This is a genomic window from Mesorhizobium sp. M0830 (genome assembly GCF_040319965.1).
Taxonomy (GTDB): Bacteria; Pseudomonadota; Alphaproteobacteria; order Rhizobiales; family Rhizobiaceae; genus Mesorhizobium.
The window spans coordinates 73,152-93,310 of the sequence record NZ_JAMYOR010000004.1 but is presented as its reverse complement, the minus strand read 5'-3'; the positions used below and the strand labels follow the sequence as shown (position 1 = coordinate 93,310).

Genomic DNA, 20,159 nt, shown 5'->3' with positions numbered 1-20,159 from the left:
AAATCAGCCGGCGAGTATACGTTCGATAGCCGGGCGGTTCAGCCCCTTGAGGCCGATGACGACAAGGCGCGAGCGGCGGTCGTCCTGCGCTGTCCAGGCGCGGTCATAGTAGTGGTTGACGCGCGGCCCGACGGCCTGCAGCAGCAGCCGCATCGGCTTGCCGCCGACCTCGACGAAGCCCTTCACGCGCAGCACGTTCTCTTCCTCGGCAGCCGTGGCGACGCGTTTCGCCAGTTCGTCCGGATTGGCTATCGAGGCAATATCGACGATGAACGTATCGAAGTCGTCATGCTCGTGGTCGAACGCGCCGTCGTGATGAGACTTGCGGTTTTCGATATCGTCCTCGACGGCGAGACCGAGGCCGAGCAGCACGGAGGGATCCACCTTGCCATGTGACGTCGGCACGATCTTCACCGCGCGGGCGGAGTGTTCGCCAATGATGGCATTGGCGCGGGCGGTGCCGGCGGCGTCCATCAGGTCGCTCTTCGACAGGATGATCAGGTCGGCACAGGCGATCTGGTCCTCGAACACCTCCTCGACCGGATCGTCGTGGTCGAGCGTCTCATCCTGAGCGCGCTGCGCCTGCAAGGCGTCCATGTCGTTGGCGACGCGTCCCTCGGCCAATGCCGGCCCGTCGACCACGGCGATGACGCCATCAACGGTCACGCGGCTTTTCACGCTCGGCCACTGGAAAGCCTGGACCAGCGGCTTGGGCAAAGCGAGGCCGGAAGTCTCGATCAGGATGTGGTCGACCTTCGGAGTCAGCGCGAGGATCTGGTCGAGCGCCGGCACGAAATCGTCGGCGACGGTGCAGCAGATGCAGCCATTGGCCAGTTCGACGATGTTTTCCTCGGGGCAGGTGTCGATGCCGCAGCCCTTCAGGATCTCGCCGTCGATGCCGATGTCGCCGAACTCGTTGACGATGATGGCAATGCGCTTGCCGCCGGCGTTTTCCAGGAGATGGCGGACCAGCGTCGTCTTGCCGGCGCCGAGAAAGCCGGTGACGACGGTGCAGGGGACGCGGGAGACGGAAGCAGTCATTTCAAGTCCTTCAACAGGTCGAGGGGAGGGATGCGGGCAACAAGGCCGCGCTTCAGGCTATCGGGCCGGCCGCGCCACGGGATCAAACCGTCGGTCGAGGTGGCGAAGAGCTTCGCGCCGGTGACGAGATCGCTGCCACTGGTTGCCGTCAGGTCGCCGAAGACATAACTCCAGCACCCGTCGCGCAGGATGGCGGCGCTGAGCCGCCGCTTGCAATTGCCGAGACATTCGACGCTGCCGATGCGAATGTTGTCGCCCGACGCGGCGCGTCGCGTGTCGTCCGCCAGCAGTTCGCCGGCGCGGGGATGGGCGTCGGAGCCGGTTTCATCGCGGCAGGAGGCGCAGACGATCACGGTGACGCCAGCCAAGGCATCATCATGGCCGGACGAAACATCCGCTGTGCCAGCCGAAAAACTGCTGTCGTGGTCCAAAGATCGTGCTCCTTGCCCGGAAACCCGCCGGGCGATCGGATTCTATAGACGCAGACGGCAGGTCTCCTGGCTCGCGGGTCATCGCCTTGGGTAGCCGCCTTCCCGGGATCACCCCAGTGGCTTTCGGCCTTGGCTCTTCGCTTACAGTTGCGGGGACAGCCGCGGATTTGGGATTTCGTCCCGCACCGCATTCCCTCTTGGCTCCTCTCGTTGAAGAGAAGAGACCGTCTGTACCGGATTTAGGCTTTTGCAGGCGGCGGTGTCAACGCGGCTTACGACATGGCGATGGCGGCCAGCGCCGGACCCAAGTCACCGGCGGGCGTCACTTCCATGCGCTCAAGGCCAAGCCAGCCCTGCATCTGCTTCAATTCCTCGAAGAGCTGAGCAGCGGTTTCAGGCGGCGCGCCGGACTCGGCATAGGCGGCATGGACGCGCAGGGCACTGGCCGGCCGGTCGGCCTTGAGGTCGACGCGCGCGACGATCCTGTCGCCGAGCAGGAACGGCAGGACATAATAGCCGTATTGCCGCTTGTCGGCCGGAGTGTAGATTTCGATGCGGTAGTGGAAATCGAACAGCCGCTCCGTGCGCGAGCGTTCGAAGACCACCGGATCGAACGGCGCCAGCAGGGTGCGTGCCTCGATCTTGCGCGGCAGACGGGCGTCCTTGTGAAGATAAGCGGGCTTGTCCCAGCCTTCGACGCGCACCGGCAGCAATTCGCCTGTTTCAACCAGTTCCTCCAGCCGGCCTTTCATGTCGGCCGGCGACAGGCGGAAATAGTCGCGCAAATCGCCTGATGTCGCGATGCCGTGGGCTCGGGCGGAAATGCGCAGCAATTCGCGGTGCGCGTCCTCGGCGGCCGGAACCGGAAGATCGAGGATCGCCTGCGGCAGCACACGCTCGGGCAGGTCATAGAAGCGTTCGAAACCGCGACGGTGCGCCGTGGTGATGCGTCCGGCCAGAACAGCCATTCGAAGGCATGCTTGGCATGGCTCCAGCCCCACCAGCCACCCGAGCCCTTCTGGCCCTCGATCGCGGAGGCGGCGGTCGGGCCGCGCTCGACGACCTGGCGGTAGATCTCTTCGACATAGGCGGCGTGCTCGCGGCCCCATTTGGCGAGGCCCAGATACATTTCGTCGCCGCGCTCGGCCCGTTGCATGCGCCAGCGCATCAGCGGATATGTCTCGACCGGCAGGAAAGAGGCCTCATGCGCCCAATATTCGAAGACCGTGCGCTTGCGCGTCACGGCCGCATTGTCGAGCAAGGCGAGAGGGTAAGGGCCAAGGCGCGAATAGAGCGGCATGTAATGAGCGCGCACCACCGCGCTGACGGAATCGATCTGCAGCAGACCGGTTCGAGCCAGCACGCGGGCAAAATGGCGGCGGTCGGGCGTAGCTGTTGGGCGGGGATCGAGAAAACCTTGGGCGGCAAGCGCGATGCGCCGGGCCATGGGGAGCGAGATCTTTTCCTTCATGCAGGCGTCACTCTGAGGGCGATGATGGGTGATTCCGGACAATGCTAGCAGGGTTTTGGCGGCAACCATGTCAGGAGAGAAAAGTGGAGTAAAAGGCGAAGGAAATCAAACAGGAGCGGATCGGACCAGTTTGCCGCGATAAGCCGTCCAGGTCAGTGTTTTGAACAAGGTTTGACTTGCTTCGCTGGAAGTGCTGCGCTAACCCTCGCCGCGTTGCAGCATAGGCCCTTAAAACGGTTCAGCGGTTAAACTGTCACGCTTCCGCATTAGGGTCCGGTGCTGTAATCAACGTGGATTGGCGCCAACGGAAAGCCGAGCATGAACGCACTCTTGAGCTCATACCTGCCCATCGTCCTGTTCATTGGCGTGGCGCTGGTTGTCGGCCTGGCGCTGCTGGCCGCACCCTTCCTGGTGGCTTACCGCAACCCCGATCCCGAAAAGCTTTCCGCCTACGAGTGCGGTTTCAACTCGTTCGACGACGCCCGCATGAAGTTCGACATCCGATTCTACCTGGTGTCGATCCTGTTCATCATCTTCGACCTGGAAGTGGCCTTCCTTTTTCCGTGGGCGGTGTCGTTCTCGAAGATCGGAATGCTCGGCTTCTGGTCGATGATGGTGTTTCTGGCGGTGCTGACCATCGGCTTTGCGTATGAATGGAAAAAAGGAGCGCTGGAATGGGATTGAACGACAGTTCAGGCACCCTCGTCGCGCCGAAGCCTAAAGGTATCCTCGATCCCAATACCGGCCGGCCGGTAGGGGGAGACGATCCCTTCTTCCTCGAGATCAACAACGAACTGGCCGACAAGGGCTTTCTCGTCACGTCGACAGAGGCGCTGATCACCTGGGCGCGCAGCGGTTCGCTGATGTTCATGACCTTCGGTCTTGCCTGCTGCGCGGTCGAGATGATCCACACCTCGATGCCGCGCTATGACTCGGAGAGGTTCGGCGTCGCGCCGCGCGCGTCTCCGCGCCAGTCAGACATCATGATCGTCGCCGGCACGCTGACCAACAAGATGGCGCCGGCGTTGCGCAAGGTCTACGACCAGATGCCGGAGCCGCGTTACGTCATCTCGATGGGCTCATGCGCCAATGGCGGCGGCTACTACCACTATTCCTATTCGGTGGTGCGCGGCTGCGACCGCATCGTGCCGGTCGACATCTATGTGCCCGGCTGCCCGCCGAGCGCCGAAGCGCTGCTTTACGGCATTCTTCTCTTGCAGAAGAAAATCCGCCGCACCGGCACGATCGAACGGTAAATCCATGACCGCATCCCTGAGCGAACTGTCGACCTATCTCGGCGAGAAGCTGATCGACCGCGTGAATGACGCTGATATCGCCTATGGCGAGCTTACCGTTCGCGTCGAGCCGCGCGATCTGGTCGAGGTCATGACCTTCCTGCGCGACGATACGCGCTGCCAGTTCATCTCGATCATCGACATCTGCGGTGCGGACTATCCGTCACGCGCCAAGCGTTTCGACGTCGTCTATCATCTCCTGTCGCCGAAGCAGAATGTGCGCATCCGCGTCAAGGTGCAGGCCGACGAGGAAACCATGGTGCCGTCGATCACCGGCGTCTTTCCGGGTGCCGACTGGTTCGAGCGCGAGACCTACGATCTCTACGGCGTGCTGTTCTCCGGCCATCCCGATCTACGGCGCCTGCTGACTGATTACGGTTTCGAAGGCCACCCGCTGCGCAAGGATTTCCCTCTGACCGGCTTCGTCGAGGTGCGCTACGACGACGAGGCCAAGCGGGTCATCTATGAGCCTGTGGAATTGAAGCAGGAATTCCGCAATTTCGATTTTTTGTCCCCGTGGGAAGGTACTGATTACGTCCTGCCGGGTGACGAGAAGGCAAAGCAGTAAATGGCTGAAACCTCCGTCCGCAATTTTAACATCAACTTTGGGCCTCAACACCCTGCGGCGCATGGTGTTTTGAGGTTGGTCCTTGAACTCGACGGCGAAGTCGTCGATCGCGTCGATCCGCATATCGGGCTCTTGCATCGCGGCACGGAAAAGCTGATCGAGGCCAAGACCTATCTGCAGGCGATCCCCTATCTGGACCGGCTCGACTATTGCGCGCCGATGAACCAGGAGCACGCTTTCGCGCTGGCCGCTGAGCGCCTGCTCGGCATCGACGTGCCGAAGCGCGGGCAGCTGATTCGCGTGCTCTACTGCGAAATCGGCCGCATCATGTCGCACATCCTCAATGTGACGACGCAGGCGATGGACGTCGGTGCGCTGACTCCGCCGCTGTGGGGCTTCGTCGAGCGCGAAAAGCTGATGGTATTCTATGAGCGCGCCTCCGGTTCGCGCATGCATGCCGCCTATTTCCGTCCGGGTGGTGTCCATCAGGACCTGCCGCAGAAGCTGGTCGAGGATATCGGCAAATGGATTGACCCGTTCCTGAAGTCGATCGACGACCTCGATCAGTTGCTGACCGGCAATCGCATCTTCAAACAGCGCAATGTCGATATCGGCATCGTAACGCTGGCCGATGCCTGGGCCTGGGGTTTTTCCGGAGTCATGGTGCGCGGCTCGGGCGCTCCTTGGGATCTGCGCAAGTCGCAACCCTATGAATGCTATTCGGAAATGGATTTCGACATTCCGATCGGCAAGAACGGCGACTGCTTCGACCGTTACCTCGTGCGCATGGAAGAAATGCGCCAGTCTGCAAAAATCATGCGCCAGTGCGTCGATCTCTTGCTGGGCAAGGAAAGCACCGGTCCAGTGTCGAACCTCGACGGCAAGGTGGTGCCGCCCAAGCGTCAGGCGATGAAGCGCTCGATGGAAGCGCTGATCCACCACTTCAAGCTCTACACCGAGGGTTATCGCGTGCCGGCCGGCGAGGTCTATGCGGCGGTCGAGGCGCCGAAGGGTGAATTCGGCGTCTATCTGATCTCCGATGGCTCCAACAAGCCCTACCGCTGCAAGCTGCGCGCGCCCGGCTTCGCGCATCTGCAGGCCATGGATTTCCTCTGTCGCGGCCACATGCTGGCCGACGTCACCGCCGTTCTCGGCTCCCTCGACATCGTGTTTGGTGAGGTCGATCGCTAAATGTCAGTCCGCCGTCTCGCAGAAGCCAGCGTCCAGCCAGCATCCTTCGCCTTCAACCGCGCGAATGCGGCCGCGGCGAAGCAATGGATCAAGAAGTACCCGAAGGGCCGCGAACCGTCGGCCATCATCCCGCTTCTGATGCTGGCGCAGGAGCAGGAAGGCTGGGTGACGAAGGCGGCGATCGAGACGATCTCCGACATGCTCGGCATGCCCCGTATCCGTGGCCTCGAGGTGGCGACCTTCTACACCCAATATCAGTTGAACCCGGTCGGCACGCGCGCGCATATCCAGGTCTGCGGCACCACGCCCTGCATGTTGCGCGGCTCGGAAGCGCTGATGGATGTCTGCCGGTCAAAGATCCATCACGACCAGTTCCACACCAACGACAAGGGCACCTTGTCGTGGGAAGAGGTCGAATGCCTCGGCGCCTGCGTCAACGCGCCGATGGTCATGGTGTTCAAGGATACTTTCGAAGACCTCACCCCCGAACGGCTGGCCGAGATCATCGACCTCTATGATGCGGGCAAGGGCGCCTCGGTAACGCCGGGGCCGCAGAACGGCCGCACGGGCTCGGAGCCGGCCTCCGGCCTCACCAGCCTGAAGAGCGAAAAGGCGATTCTCAAGTCGACCCGCGATAGGGAGGCCAGGGAGGCGGCCAAGGCCGCCAAGGCGGCGCCTGATGCGATCATCGCCACGGTCGCGCCAGTAGCAGCTGACGCTCCGGTTGCGCCGTCGAAGGCCAGCAAGCCGAAAACCGATGCGCCGGAAACCAGCCCGGCGCTGAAATCGCCTTCGCCGGTCAAAGTGGCGCCGGCCGTTGAAAAGGCGGCGAGCGTTTCGGCACCGTTGCATTCGGCCGCCAATGCCAACAAGGCGGACCCCGAGGTCGAGCAGGTTTCCAAGCAGCGCAGCGGCCCGAAGAACAAAGCCGAGCCGGCGACCGCCTTCAAAGCACCGGAAGTCAAAGTGCCGGCGGCGAAAGCCGCCAAGCCTTCCAAGCCGTCGCTGGAGGACAAGAACCGTCCAGCCGGCATCGACAGGCCGGCGCTGGTCGACGACCTCAAGCTGATCTCCGGCGTCGGCCCGAAGATCGAAGGCATCCTGCATTCCCTTGGCATTTTCACTTTCGCGCAGATCGCATCGTGGAAGAAGGTCGAGCGTGAGTGGGTGGACGGCTATCTCTCCTTCCAAGGCCGCATCGAGCGTGACGACTGGGTCAAGCAGGCCAAGGCGCTCGCCAAGGGCGGCGTCGCCGAATACATCCGCGTCTTCGGCAAGAAGCCGGTCTGAGGGACGAAAAATGCTTCAGGACAAAGATCGCATCTTCACCAACATCTACGGCCTGTTCGACAAGTCGCTGGCCGGCGCGCAGGCGCGCGGTGCCTGGGACAACACGCCGGGCATCGTCGCGAAGGGACGCGACTGGATCGTCAACGAGATGAAGGCGTCGGGCCTGCGCGGCCGCGGCGGCGCAGGCTTTCCGACGGGCCTCAAATGGTCGTTCATGCCCAAGCAGAGCGACGGCCGGCCGAGCTACCTCGTCATCAATGCCGACGAATCCGAGCCAGGCACCTGCAAGGATCGCGACATCCTGCGCAATGACCCGCACACGCTGGTCGAGGGGGCGCTGCTTGCCGGTTTCGCGATGGGTGCGATTGCAGCCTACATCTATGTGCGCGGCGAGTTCGTCCGTGAGCGCGAGGCGCTGCAGCGGGCGATCGACGAGGCCTATGAGGCCAAGCTGATCGGCAAGAACAACACCTCCGGCTATGATTTCGAAATCTACATGCACCACGGCGCCGGCGCCTATATCTGCGGCGAGGAGACAGCACTCCTCGAAAGCCTCGAAGGCAAGAAGGGCCAGCCCAGGCTGAAGCCGCCATTTCCGGCCAATGTCGGCCTTTATGGTTGTCCGACCACGGTCAACAATGTCGAATCGATCGCCGTGGCGCCAACCATTCTGCGCCGCGGTGCTGCCTGGTTCTCGTCCATCGGCCGGCCCAACAATGTCGGCACCAAGCTGTTCTGCATCTCCGGCCACGTCAACAATCCGTGCACGGTCGAAGAGGCGATGTCGATCCCGTTCCGCGAGCTGATCGAGACGCATTGCGGCGGCATTCGCGGCGGCTGGGACAATCTTTTGGCGGTCATCCCCGGCGGTGCATCGGTGCCCCTGGTGCCGGCCGAGCAGATCATCGATACGCCGATGGATTTCGACGCATTGCGCGACCTCAAGTCCGGCCTCGGTACGGCGGCTGTCATCGTCATGGACAAGTCGACCGATATCGTGAAGGCGATCGCTCGGCTTTCCTACTTCTACAAGCACGAGAGCTGCGGCCAGTGCACGCCGTGCCGCGAAGGCACCGGCTGGATGTGGCGGGTGATGGAGCGGCTGGTGCGCGGCGAGGCGCAGAAGCGCGAGATCGACATGCTGCTCGACGTCACCAAGCAGGTCGAGGGTCACACGATCTGCGCGCTGGGCGATGCGGCGGCATGGCCGATCCAGGGCCTGATGCGGCATTTCCGCGGCGAGGTGGAGCGGCGCATCGACGAGTTTTCGCGCAACGCGCACCGGGCCGAGCCGGTGATGGTGGCGGCGGAATAGAAGAATTTTTTGAATGCGGGCGAGAGCCCGAAGCGAAATACGGGCAAGTGCCCGATTTGAGATACGGGCAAGTGCCCGATTTGAGACAACCGGGGCGGGCGAACGAAGAAACGACCAGGAGAATATATGGCGCCGTATTCGACACCCAATCCACTGATGCCCAATTTGGACCAGCTCGAGAAAATGAACCAGGACCTGACCAGGATGATGCCGAAGGAGATGGCCAGTGCCGTCAATCTTCTCGTGCATCCCGTGGCGGGTGCGGCGGCGATGTCGGCGCTTGGCCTCGGGTTCGCCAATCACGCATTCGGCGTCTGGCTGGGCGCGCTTTCGGGGGCGGCTGAAGCCTCGCAACGGCTATTGCAGCCGATCGTCGATGATTTCGAGGCGCGCGTCGCGCAGTTCGACGATCCGAGCCCGTCCTCCACCAAGGCGCGCGCGACGGCGAAAACCATGATTGCCGAGGCGCAGTCCTTTGCCCAAGAAGTCACGGACATTGCCGCGAAGGAAGCAGCCGCTGCAGTGCCGGCGGCGAATGCCGTTCCGGCGGCCGGCGACGCCGCCGATGTGCTGATGCCAGAGGATTTCAGACAGCCCAAGGCGATGGAAAAGCCGGCAGAACCGGCGGATCTCAAGGCCATATCGGGTATCGGTCCCAAGCTGGAAAAGGTTCTCAACGGCCTGGGCATCTGGACCTATGCCCAGATCGCGGCATGGACACCGCAAGAGGTTGCCTGGGTCGAGGACTATCTGTCGCTCGGCGGCCGTATCAGCCGCGACGACTGGACGGCCCAAGCGGCGGCGCTAGCCGTCACGAAGTGAATGAAATGCCCGGTGTGGTTTCGACCATGCCCGGAAAAAGAGATTGCGGGAACTCCGCAGGGGTTTGAGGCGAATGGCAAAGCTCAAGGTCGACGGGAAAGAGATCACTGTACCCGACCACTACACGCTGCTGCAGGCGGCGGAAGACGCTGGCGCGGAAGTGCCGCGCTTCTGCTTCCATGAGCGGCTGTCGATCGCCGGCAATTGCCGGATGTGCCTGATCGAGGTGAAGGGCGGACCGCCCAAGCCGCAGGCTTCCTGTGCCATGGGCGTGCGCGACCTGCGCCCCGGCCCGAATGGCGAGGCGCCGGAAATCTTCACCAACACGCCGATGGTCAAGAAGGCCAGGGAAGGCGTGATGGAGTTCCTGCTGATCAACCATCCTCTGGATTGCCCGATCTGCGACCAGGGCGGCGAATGCGACCTGCAGGACCAGGCGATGGCCTTCGGCGTCGATTCCTCGCGCTATCATGAAAACAAGCGCGCGGTCGAAGACAAGTATATCGGGCCTCTGGTCAAGACGGTGATGAACCGCTGCATCCATTGCACGCGCTGCGTCCGCTTCACCACGGAAGTCGCCGGCATCTCCGAACTCGGCCTGATCGGCCGTGGCGAGGACGCCGAGATCACCACCTATCTCGAAAGCGCGATGACCTCGGAGCTGCAGGGCAATGTCATCGACCTGTGTCCGGTTGGCGCGCTGACCTCAAAACCCTTCGCCTTCCAGGCGCGGCCGTGGGAGCTGACCAAGACCGAATCCATCGACGTGATGGACGCGGTCGGCTCGGCGATCCGCGTCGACAGCCGGGGCCGCGAAGTGATGCGCATCCTGCCGCGCGTCAACGAAGCGGTGAACGAGGAGTGGATTTCCGACAAGACCCGCTTCATCTGGGACGGCCTGCGCACGCAGCGCCTCGACCGCCCCTATGTGCGCAAGGATGGCAAGCTGGTTCCGGCAAGCTGGGCCGAGGCGTTCGCCGCTATCAAGGACGAGGTGTCGAAGACCGCTCCCGAGAAGATCGGCGCCATTTCAGGCGATCTGGCCGCAGTCGAGGAAATCTACGCGCTGAAGCTGCTGATGGCCTCGCTCGGTTCAAGAAATATCGATTGCCGCCAGGACGGTGCCGCCCTCGATCCGGCGCTTGGCCGTGCGAGCTATATCTTCAACCCGACCATCGAAGGCATCGAGCAGGCCGATGCGGTGCTGATCATCGGCGCCAACCCGCGCTACGAAGCCTCGGTGCTCAACGCCCGCATCCGCAAGCGCTGGCGGATCGGCAATTTGCCGGTCGGTGTCGTCGGCGATGTCGGCGACACGCGCTATGACTACGAACAGCTGGGCGCCGGCCCGGATTCGCTGAAGGATTTGGCGGACGGCAACGGCAAGTTCTTCCAGGTGCTGAAGAAGGCGACACATCCGCTTGTTATCGTCGGCCAAGGCGCGCTGGCGCGCGCCGACGGCGCGGCCGTGCTTGGCCAGGCGGCAAAACTGGCCACCGCAGTGAACGCTGCTCGCACGGACTGGAACGGCTTTGCCGTATTGCACAACGCGGCCGGACGTGTCGGCGGCCTCGATCTCGGCTTCGTGCCGGGCGAGGGCGGCAAGAATGTTGCCGGCATGCTGGGCGACATGGAGCTGCTGTTCCTGCTCGGCGCCGACGAGATCGACATGGCCAAGACCGGCGGCGCCTTCGTCGTCTATATCGGCACGCATGGCGACCAGGGCGCACACCGCGCCAATGTCATCCTGCCGGCTGCCGCCTATACCGAAAAGTCGGCCACCTATGTCAACACCGAGGGCCGCGTACAGCAGACCAACCGCGCCGGCTTCGCACCGGGCGAAGCGCGCGAGGACTGGGCGATCCTGCGGGCCCTGTCGGATGTGCTGGGCAAGAAACTGTCGTTCGATTCGCTGCCGCAATTGCGCGCCAAGCTCTACGGCGAATACCCGCACCTGGCCCGCATCGATCAGGTCGCGGCCGGCAATGCCGAGGACATCGCCAAAGTGGCCAAGCTCGGCGGGCGCCTGAACAAGGGCACCTTCACCTCGCCGGTCAAGGATTTCTACCTGACCAACCCGATCGCGCGGGCATCGGCCGTGATGGCGGAATGCTCGGCGCTGGCCAAGAGCGGCTTCAAGCAGGCGGCGGAATAAGCATGGACACTTTCTTCTCCTTCTACGTGCTGCCGGCGCTGCTGATCCTGTTGAAGTCGGTCGTGCTGATCGTCGTGCTTTTGATCTTCGTCGCCTACATCCTCTACGCCGATCGCAAGATCTGGGCGGCGGTGCAATTGCGCCGCGGCCCGAACGTCGTCGGCCCCTGGGGCACGCTGCAGGCATTCGCCGATCTGCTAAAGTTCGTCTTCAAGGAACCGGTGATCCCGTCCGGCGCCAACAAGGGCGTCTTCCTGCTGGCGCCGCTGGTCTCGGCCGTGCTGGCGATCTCGGCCTGGGCGGTCATCCCGGTCAGCCAGGGCTGGGCGATCGCCAACGTCAATGTCGGCATCCTCTACGTCTTCGCCATCTCTTCGCTCGAGGTCTATGGCGTGATCATGGGCGGCTGGGCGTCCAACTCGAAATATCCGTTCCTCGGCGCGCTGCGTTCGGCCGCGCAGATGGTGTCCTACGAAGTCTCGATCGGCTTCGTCATCGTCACCGTGCTGCTCACTGCCGGCTCGCTCAACCTGTCCGAAATCGTGCTGTCGCAGCATGACGGGCTTGGTACGCGGCTTGGCCTGCCCAACACCTTCCTCGATTGGAACTGGCTGGCACTGTTCCCCATGTTCATCATCTTCTTTATCTCGGCACTGGCCGAGACGAACCGTCCGCCTTTCGACCTGGTGGAAGCCGAATCGGAACTGGTCGCCGGGCACATGGTCGAGTACTCGTCGACGCCGTTCCTGCTGTTCTTCCTCGGCGAGTATGTCGCCATCGTACTGATGTGCGCGCTGGCCACCATCCTGTTCCTCGGCGGCTGGCTGCCGCCCTTCGATTTCGCGCCGTTCACCTGGGTGCCGGGCGTCATCTGGTTCGTGCTGAAGGTCTGCTTCGTGTTCTTCGGCATTTCCATGGTGAAGGCCTTCGTGCCGCGCTATCGCTACGACCAGCTGATGCGGCTTGGCTGGAAGGTGTTCCTGCCTATCTCGCTGTTCATGGTGGTCGCCACCGCCGCCGTCCTCAAGATCACGGGGTTTGCGTGATGTCCGCTCTTTCCCAAGCCGCAAAATCGCTGCTGCTGCAGGATTTCGTCAGCGCCTTCTTCCTGTCGATGCGCCAGTTCTTCGCGCCGAAGGAGACGATCAACTATCCGCACGAGAAGGGGCCCACCAGCCCGCGCTTCCGGGGCGAGCACGCGTTGCGCCGCTATCCCAATGGCGAGGAACGCTGCATTGCCTGCAAATTGTGCGAGGCCATCTGCCCGGCTCAGGCGATCACCATCGAGGCCGGGCCGCGCCGCAATGACGGCACGCGCCGCACGGTGCGTTACGACATCGACATGGTGAAGTGCATCTATTGCGGCTTCTGCCAGGAAGCCTGCCCGGTCGATGCCATCGTCGAGGGGCCGAATTTCGAATTCGCGACGGAGACGCGCGAGGAACTCTACTACGACAAGGACAGGCTGTTGGCGAATGGCGACCGTTGGGAGCGCGAACTGGCGCGCAACATCTCGCTGGACTCGCCGTACCGCTGATATTTGACGCATGGACGGGGCGAGAGGCCTCGGCCAGAGGATGATCCCGAAAAGTTGCAGCCTTTTCGGACCTGATCATCCTCAGGAATTCTGAGTGGCGCATGTTTCTTTCGATCGGGTCTTTCAACCCGATCGGAACATGGGCTAGGAACACGCAACTTGCCGACCGGAGGCGGTGGCAAAAATCGAAACAGGACGAGCGTCCTGTTCGGACAGGAACCTGGGGGAACCCCAATGCTGAGTGGACTAGAGGCGGCCTTTTTCTACCTCTTCGCCTTTGTCGCGGTGGCGTCGGCGTTCATGGTCATTTCGTCGCGCAACCCCGTGCATTCGGTGCTGTTCCTGATCCTGACCTTCTTCAACGCCGCCGGCCTGTTCATGCTGACCGGGGCCGAGTTCCTGGCGATGATCCTGCTCGTCGTCTATGTCGGCGCGGTCATGGTGCTGTTCCTGTTCGTGGTCATGATGCTCGACGTCGATTTCGCCGAGATGAAGGAAGGTGCCCTGCAGTATGCGCCGATCGGCGCCATGGTCGGGCTGATCCTGGCGGCGGAGCTGATCGTCGTGCTCGGCGGCTATACATTCGCGCCGCAGCTCGCCTCTACGGTCTCGAAACCCATCCCGGATCTCGCGGCGCGGACAAATACGGCCGCACTCGGCGACATCCTCTATACGGACTACCTCTACTACTTCCAGATTTCGGGCCTCATCCTGCTTGTCGCCATGATCGGGGCCATCGTACTGACGCTGCGCCACAAACCGGGGATCAAGCGGCAGTCGATCGCGGCCCAGGTCGGCCGCACGCCGGCGACGGGCATGGAAATCCGCAAGGTCAAGACAGGCGAGGGACTCTGAGATGGTTGTCGGCATCGCGCATTACCTGACCGTATCGGCGATCCTGTTCACGCTCGGCGTGTTCGGCATCTTCCTGAACCGCAAGAACGTCATCGTCATCCTGATGTCGGTCGAGCTGATCCTGCTCGCGGTCAACATCAATTTCGTCGCCTTTTCGGCCGCACTTGGCGACCTGGTCGGCCAGGTTTTCGCGCTGTTCGTGCTGACGGTCGCGGCGGCCGAGGCCGCCATCGGACTTGCCATTCTCGTCGTCTTCTTCCGCAACCGCGGCTCGATCGCGGTCGAAGACGTGAACATGATGAAGGGTTGACGGAACCACCATGTATCAGGCCATCGTCTTCCTTCCGCTGCTCGGCTTCCTGATCGTCGGCCTGTTCGGCACGTCGCTCGGCGCCAAGGCGTCCGAATACATCACCTCCGGCTTCCTGGTGATCGCGGCCGTGCTGTCCTGGATCGCGTTCTTCACCGTCGGTTTCGGCCATGGCGAGGTGTTCACCGTGCCGGTGCTGCGCTGGATCCAGTCGGGCGGACTGGAAGCGTCCTGGGCGCTGCGCATCGACACGCTGACGGTGGTGATGCTGGTGGTGGTCAACACCGTGTCGGCGCTGGTCCACATCTATTCGATCGGCTACATGCACCACGATCCGAACCGCCCGCGCTTCTTCGCCTATCTGTCGCTGTTCACCTTCGCCATGCTGATGCTGGTGACGGCGGACAATCTGGTGCAGATGTTCTTCGGCTGGGAAGGGGTCGGCCTCGCCTCCTACCTGCTGATCGGCTTCTGGTACAAGAAGCCGTCGGCCAATGCCGCGGCGATCAAGGCCTTCGTGGTCAACCGCGTCGGCGATTTCGGCTTCGCGCTTGGCATCTTCGGCTTGTTCGTGCTGTTCGGCTCGGTCAATCTCGGCACTATCTTCGCCAATGCGGCGACGTTCGTTCCGGCCGAAGGCGCGCCAGAGGGCGCCGCCGTGCTGACCTTCCTTGGCTATGCGCTGGACAAGCAGGCGGCCATGACGATCGTCTGCCTGCTCTTGTTCATGGGTGCCATGGGCAAGTCGGCGCAGGTGCCGCTGCACACCTGGCTGCCGGACGCCATGGAAGGCCCGACGCCGGTTTCCGCACTGATCCATGCCGCCACGATGGTGACGGCCGGCGTGTTCATGCTGGCGCGTCTGTCGCCGCTGTTCGAACTGTCGCATTCGGCACTTATGGTGGTCACCTTCATCGGCGCCTTCACCGCCTTTTTCGCGGCGACGGTCGGCCTCGTCCAGAACGACATCAAGCGCGTCATCGCCTATTCGACCTGTTCGCAGCTCGGCTATATGTTCGTGGCGCTCGGCGTCGGCGCCTATGGCGCGGCGATCTTCCACCTGTTCACCCACGCTTTCTTCAAGGCGCTGCTGTTCCTCGGCTCGGGCTCGGTGATCCATGCCGTCTCCGACGAGCAGGACATGCGCAAGATGGGCGGCCTCAGGACCCTGATCCCGACCACCTACTGGATGATGGTGATCGGCACGCTGGCGCTGACCGGCGTCGGCATCCCGGTGACGGTCATCGGCACCGCCGGCTTCTTCTCCAAGGACGCTATCATCGAGAGCGCCTTTGCCAGCCACAATCCGGTTGCCGGCATGGCCTTCATCCTTCTGGTCATCGCCGCCTGCTTTACCTCCTTCTACTCCTGGCGGCTGATCTTCATGACGTTCCACGGCCAGCCGCGGGCGAGCCATGAGGTGATGCACCACGTCCACGAATCGCCGCCGGTTATGCTGGTGCCGCTGTTCATCCTGGCCGCGGGCGCGCTGTTTGCCGGCATTATCTTCCACGGCGCCTTCATCGGTGAAGGCTATGCCGAGTTCTGGAAGGCGTCGCTGTTCACGCTGCCGGAAAATCGCATCCTGCACGAGATCCACGAATTGCCGCTGTGGGTCGAACTGTCGCCGTTCATCGCCATGCTGATCGGTTTCGCGGTGGCCTGGAAGTTCTACATCCGCTCGCCGGAAATGCCCGTCAATCTGGTTGCACACCATCGCGGGCTCTATGCCTTCCTGCTCAACAAATGGTATTTCGACGAACTCTACGACTTCCTGTTCGTGCGGCCCGCCAAGCGCCTCGGCCATTTCCTGTGGAAGACCGGCGACGGCGCCGTCATTGACGGCCTCGGCCCGGATGGCATCTCGGCGCGGGTCGTCGATGTCACCAACCGCGTGGTCAAGCTGCAGACCGGCTATCTCTACCACTATGCCTTCGCCATGCTGATCGGCGTTGCCGCACTCGTCACCTGGATGATGCTCTGATGACCGCCTGGCCAATCCTCTCGCTGGTCACCTTCCTGCCGCTGGTTGGTGTGCTGCTCATCCTGTTCATCAACGATGACAGTGAAAACGCGCGCCGCAACATCCGCGCGATCGCTCTGTTGACGACGACGTTCACGTTCGTCATCTCGCTGTTGATCTGGACCGGTTTCGACAATTCGCAGTCCGGCTTCCAGTTCGTCGAGAAAGCCGCCTGGCTCGACTCCGGCATTTCCTACCATATGGGCGTCGACGGCATCTCGATGCTGTTCGTCATCCTGACGACCTTCCTGATGCCGCTCTGCATCCTGGCGTCGTGGGAATCGATCGAGAAGCGCGTCAAAGCCTACATGATCGCCTTCCTGCTGCTCGAAACGCTGATGATCGGCGTGTTCTGCGCGCTCGATATCGTGCTGTTCTACGTCTTCTTCGAAGCCGGCCTGATCCCGATGTTCATCATCATCGGCGTCTGGGGCGGCAAGCGGCGCGTCTACGCCTCGTTCAAGTTCTTCCTCTACACGCTGGCCGGCTCGGTGCTGATGCTGCTCGCCATCATGGCGATGTTCTACCAGTCCGGCACGACCGACATCCCCACTCTGTTGACGCACAATTTCCCGGCCAACATGCAGACATGGCTATGGCTCGCCTTCTTTGCCTCTTTCGCGGTGAAGATGCCGATGTGGCCGGTGCATACCTGGCTGCCGGACGCGCACGTCGAGGCGCCGACGGCGGGGTCGGTCATCCTGGCCGCTATCCTCTTGAAGATGGGCGGTTACGGGTTCCTGCGTTTCTCCTTGCCGATGTTCCCGCTGGCGTCCGAGATGTTCGCGCCGCTGGTCTTCGTGCTCTCCGTCGTCGCCATCATCTACACTTCGCTGGTGGCGCTGATGCAGGAGGACATGAAGAAGCTGATCGCCTATTCGTCGGTCGCCCATATGGGCTTCGTCACCATGGGCATCTTCGCCATGAACCAGGAAGGCGTGCAGGGTGCCATCTTCCAGATGCTCAGCCACGGCCTCGTCTCCGGCGCGCTGTTCCTGTGCGTCGGCGTTATCTACGACCGCATGCACACGCGCGAGATCGACGCCTATGGCGGCCTGGTCAACAACATGCCGAAATACGCCGCCGTGTTCATGATCTTCACCATGGCCAATGTCGGCCTGCCCGGCACCAGCGGCTTCGTCGGCGAGTTCCTGACCATGCTCGGCGTGTTCCGGGTCAACACCTGGGTGGCGTTCTTCGCCGCCACCGGCGTCATCCTGTCGGCCGCCTACGCGCTCTGGCTCTATCGCCGGGTAATCTTCGGCGCGCTGACCAAGGACAGCCTGAAAAACCTGCTGGATCTGTCGCCGCGCGAGAAGCTGATCATCTACCCGCTGGTCATGCTGGTCATCTTCTTCGGCGTCTATCCCGCCCCCGTCTTCGACGCGACGGCCGAATCGGTCAAGTCGCTCGTCACCAATGTCACTGCATCCATCGGCGCCGCGCAGACCGCGGCGGCGAACTGACCAGAGGTTTTGCGAAACATGACGCCGGACCTTCTCTCCAGCCTGTCGCTCTCGACGCCAGAGTTGATCCTTGCCGTCGGCGCCCTGGCGCTGCTGATGGTCGGGGCCTATTCGCGCGCCAACACCGCCAACACGGTGACTGGCATTGCCGTCGCCGTGCTGGTGATCGCCGGAGCCTGGCTGATCTTCCAAACCGGGCAGGGCAGCGCCTACGGCAATGCCTTCATCCAGGATACCTTCGCCCATTTCATGAAAGTGCTGGCGCTGGTCGGCTCGGCGGTGACGCTGGTTATGTCGATGCGCTTTGCCAAGGCGGAACGGTTCGACAAGTTCGAATATCCGGTGCTGATCCTTCTCTGCACGCTCGGCATGATGCTGATGATCTCCGCCAACGGCATGATCGGCCTCTATCTCGGCCTCGAACTGCAGTCGTTGGCGATCTATGTGCTGTGCGCGATCAATCGTGACAATCTGCGCTCGACCGAGGCCGGCCTCAAATATTTCGTCCTCGGCGCGCTGTCGTCGGGCATGCTGCTCTACGGCATCAGCCTGGTTTACGGCTACACCGGCAACACCGGCTTCCAGGAGATCGCAACGGCACTGGGCAGCGGCGAGCGCCAGCTTGGCCTCGTCTTCGGTCTCGTCTTCGTGCTGGCCGGCCTTGCCTTCAAGATCTCGGCGGTGCCCTTCCACATGTGGACGCCCGACGTCTATGAGGGCGCGCCGACGCCGGTGACGGCCTTCCTGGCGGCGGCACCGAAGATGGCGGCGATGGCGCTGATCGTGCGCGTCACCATGGGCGCGTTCAAGCCGATCGCCGCCGACTGGCAGCAGATCATCGTCTTCATTTCGATCGCGTCGATGGCGCTCGGCGCTTTCGCCGCGATCGGCCAGACCAACATCAAGCGGCTGATGGCTTATTCCTCGATCGGCCATATGGGCTACGCACTGGTCGGCCTTGCCGCCAACAGCCAGGCCGGCGTGCGCGGCGTGGCCATCTATATGCTGATCTATCTGGTGATGACGCTCGGCACCTTCGCCTTCATTCTCGCCATGCGGCGCAAGGAAGGCAATGTCGAGCAGATCAGCGATCTGGCCGGCCTGTCGTCGACCAATCCGATCATGGCGACGATCCTGACCATCCTGATGTTCTCGCTGGCCGGCATCCCGCCGCTCGCCGGCTTCTGGGGGAAATGGTACGTCTTCCTCGCCGCCATCAATGCCAATCTCTACGCGCTGGCGATCATCGGTGTGCTGGCCTCTGTCGTGGGCGCCTATTATTATCTGCGCATCATCAAGATCATGTGGTTCGACGAACCGGTCGGCGGCTTCGTGCCGATGGCGAGCGAATTGCGTGTCGTTCTCGGCGTCTCCGGCGCCTTCGTGCTGTTCTATGTGCTGATCGGCGGACCGATCGGCACCTATGCCGAAGCCGCCGCCAAGACGTTTTTCTAGACGGCATGGCGTTTCGGCTGGCTCCAACCTCGGCGTCGGAAGGGTTCCGGCTCGAGGCGCATGACAGCGTCGGCTCCACCAATGCGCTGGCACTGGACCACGCAAGGGCCGGCGATCCAGGCAGGCTGTGGGTTGTTTCCAAGAAACAGGAAAGCGGGCGCGGGCGCCGTGGCCGCGTCTGGGCAACGCCCGAAGGCAACCTGGCTGCGACGCTGCTCGTCATCACCAAGGCCGAGCTTCGCCTTGCCGCGACGCTGGGTTTCGTCGCCGGGCTGGCGCTGGCCGATGCGCTCGACGCCGTGGTGCCGAAGGGCCGGATCGCCGTCGGCCTCGATGGCGGCAGTGAGGGAAAGAACCGTTTCGAGCTGAAATGGCCGAATGACGTGCTTGCCTCGGGCGCCAAGCTGGCTGGCATCCTGCTGGAATCGGCGATCCTGGAAGGCGGCCGTTTCGCGGTGGCGGTCGGCATCGGCGTGAATGTGGTGGCATACCCTGAGGATTTGCCCTATCCGGCAACATCATTGCGCGCGCTGGGCGCGACATGCGATGCGGAAACACTGTTCCTGGCGCTGTCGGATGCCTGGAGCGAGAATGCCCGGTTGTGGGACGAGGGGCGCGGACTTGCCGCCGTCAGGCGACGCTGGTTAGCTCGCGCGGCGGGGCTCGGTGGGCAGGTTGCTGTCAGAATTGACGGTAACGTCGTGCGTGGGATCTTTGAAACCATTGACGAGGACTGCCGTTTCGTGATCCGCGACGATGAAGGTTCTGTTCTGACGATCGCCGCCGGCGACGTGCATTTCGGCGCGGTCGCGTCTGCCCGCGTCTAGGGCCGTTCGCTAGCGGCTCTAAGTGTTTGTTTTCATGCAATTCCTGTGGGAAAATCGTTAGACACTTTTCCTGGAATTGCTTTATGGACTTGGTCTGAGGACCAGGA

At 62.6% G+C, this 20,159-nt stretch carries 18 protein-coding genes, 1 pseudogene and 1 riboswitch; of the genes and pseudogenes, 16 read left to right on the top strand and 3 right to left on the bottom strand.

What is annotated here, in order from left to right:
• Positions 1–3 precede the first annotated feature (3 nt).
• The 3 genes and pseudogenes from cobW to NKI20_RS04260 all read right to left on the bottom strand — a co-directional run bounded on the left by cobW (position 4) and on the right by NKI20_RS04260 (position 2,772).
• Entirely contained in the window at positions 4–1,041 is a 1,038-nt protein-coding gene (cobW, locus tag NKI20_RS04270; protein ID WP_352828577.1) for a cobalamin biosynthesis protein CobW, read from the bottom strand.
• Positions 1,038–1,472 (bottom strand): DUF1636 family protein, encoded by a 435-nt coding sequence (locus NKI20_RS04265; protein WP_352828575.1) that lies wholly within the window; start codon positions 1,470–1,472, stop codon positions 1,038–1,040. The genes cobW and NKI20_RS04265 overlap by 4 nt, the downstream gene beginning before the upstream one ends.
• A gap of 39 nt (positions 1,473–1,511) precedes the next feature.
• Positions 1,512–1,716, bottom strand: a riboswitch (cobalamin riboswitch).
• A gap of 28 nt (positions 1,717–1,744) precedes the next feature.
• Positions 1,745–2,772, bottom strand: a pseudogene (locus NKI20_RS04260) (winged helix-turn-helix domain-containing protein).
• 489 nt (positions 2,773–3,261) lie between these two features.
• On the opposite strand from NKI20_RS04260, the gene NKI20_RS04250 reads away from it, so the two are divergent.
• From NKI20_RS04250 to NKI20_RS04175, 16 genes are all read left to right on the top strand, one after another.
• A complete protein-coding gene (locus NKI20_RS04250; protein WP_010910112.1) occupies positions 3,262–3,627 on the top strand; it encodes an NADH-quinone oxidoreductase subunit A in 366 nt (121 codons plus the stop codon).
• On the top strand, positions 3,618–4,199 hold the full coding sequence (locus tag NKI20_RS04245) for a NuoB/complex I 20 kDa subunit family protein (RefSeq protein ID WP_023757133.1): 582 nt from the start codon (positions 3,618–3,620) through the stop codon (positions 4,197–4,199). The genes NKI20_RS04250 and NKI20_RS04245 overlap by 10 nt, the downstream gene beginning before the upstream one ends.
• A gap of 4 nt (positions 4,200–4,203) precedes the next feature.
• Positions 4,204–4,806, top strand: a complete 603-nt coding sequence (locus NKI20_RS04240) for an NADH-quinone oxidoreductase subunit C (protein ID WP_352828569.1) — start codon at positions 4,204–4,206, stop codon at positions 4,804–4,806.
• Entirely contained in the window at positions 4,807–5,997 is a 1,191-nt protein-coding gene (locus NKI20_RS04235) for an NADH-quinone oxidoreductase subunit D (RefSeq protein ID WP_352828567.1), read from the top strand.
• Positions 5,998–7,287, top strand: coding sequence for an NADH-quinone oxidoreductase subunit E (locus tag NKI20_RS04230; RefSeq protein ID WP_023757137.1), 1,290 nt, complete (start codon positions 5,998–6,000; stop codon positions 7,285–7,287).
• 10 nt (positions 7,288–7,297) lie between these two features.
• Positions 7,298–8,602, top strand: coding sequence for an NADH-quinone oxidoreductase subunit NuoF (gene nuoF / locus NKI20_RS04225; RefSeq protein ID WP_352602917.1), 1,305 nt, complete (start codon positions 7,298–7,300; stop codon positions 8,600–8,602).
• Positions 8,603–8,728: 126 nt separating this feature from the next.
• Positions 8,729–9,424 carry a helix-hairpin-helix domain-containing protein gene (locus NKI20_RS04220; RefSeq protein WP_352828562.1) on the top strand — a complete coding sequence of 232 codons (696 nt, stop codon included), beginning with the start codon at positions 8,729–8,731 and terminating at the stop codon, positions 9,422–9,424.
• 73 nt (positions 9,425–9,497) lie between these two features.
• A complete protein-coding gene (nuoG, locus tag NKI20_RS04215) occupies positions 9,498–11,579 on the top strand; it encodes an NADH-quinone oxidoreductase subunit NuoG (protein WP_352828559.1) in 2,082 nt (693 codons plus the stop codon).
• Positions 11,580–11,581: 2 nt separating this feature from the next.
• Positions 11,582–12,625, top strand: coding sequence for an NADH-quinone oxidoreductase subunit NuoH (gene nuoH, locus NKI20_RS04210; protein WP_023757141.1), 1,044 nt, complete (start codon positions 11,582–11,584; stop codon positions 12,623–12,625).
• The gene (gene nuoI / locus NKI20_RS04205; RefSeq protein ID WP_013531098.1) at positions 12,625–13,116 is read left to right on the top strand and encodes an NADH-quinone oxidoreductase subunit NuoI; all 492 of its coding nucleotides are present in this window, start codon (positions 12,625–12,627) and stop codon (positions 13,114–13,116) included. Before nuoH ends, nuoI begins: the two co-directional genes overlap by 1 nt.
• 234 nt (positions 13,117–13,350) lie before the next feature.
• A complete protein-coding gene (locus NKI20_RS04200) occupies positions 13,351–13,971 on the top strand; it encodes an NADH-quinone oxidoreductase subunit J (protein ID WP_352727724.1) in 621 nt (206 codons plus the stop codon).
• Between the two features lies 1 nt (position 13,972).
• Complete coding sequence (gene nuoK, locus NKI20_RS04195) at positions 13,973–14,281, top strand: NADH-quinone oxidoreductase subunit NuoK (protein WP_019858930.1); 309 nt, start codon at positions 13,973–13,975, stop codon at positions 14,279–14,281.
• A 10-nt stretch (positions 14,282–14,291) separates the two neighbouring features.
• Positions 14,292–16,265 (top strand): NADH-quinone oxidoreductase subunit L, encoded by a 1,974-nt coding sequence (nuoL, locus tag NKI20_RS04190; protein WP_352828554.1) that lies wholly within the window; start codon positions 14,292–14,294, stop codon positions 16,263–16,265.
• Entirely contained in the window at positions 16,265–17,770 is a 1,506-nt protein-coding gene (locus tag NKI20_RS04185) for an NADH-quinone oxidoreductase subunit M (protein WP_352828552.1), read from the top strand. Before nuoL ends, NKI20_RS04185 begins: the two co-directional genes overlap by 1 nt.
• Positions 17,771–17,788: 18 nt before the next feature.
• The gene (gene nuoN / locus NKI20_RS04180; protein WP_023757145.1) at positions 17,789–19,225 is read left to right on the top strand and encodes an NADH-quinone oxidoreductase subunit NuoN; all 1,437 of its coding nucleotides are present in this window, start codon (positions 17,789–17,791) and stop codon (positions 19,223–19,225) included.
• A 5-nt stretch (positions 19,226–19,230) separates the two neighbouring features.
• Positions 19,231–20,052, top strand: coding sequence for a biotin--[acetyl-CoA-carboxylase] ligase (locus NKI20_RS04175; RefSeq protein ID WP_352828549.1), 822 nt, complete (start codon positions 19,231–19,233; stop codon positions 20,050–20,052).
• Positions 20,053–20,159: the final 107 nt, after the last annotated feature.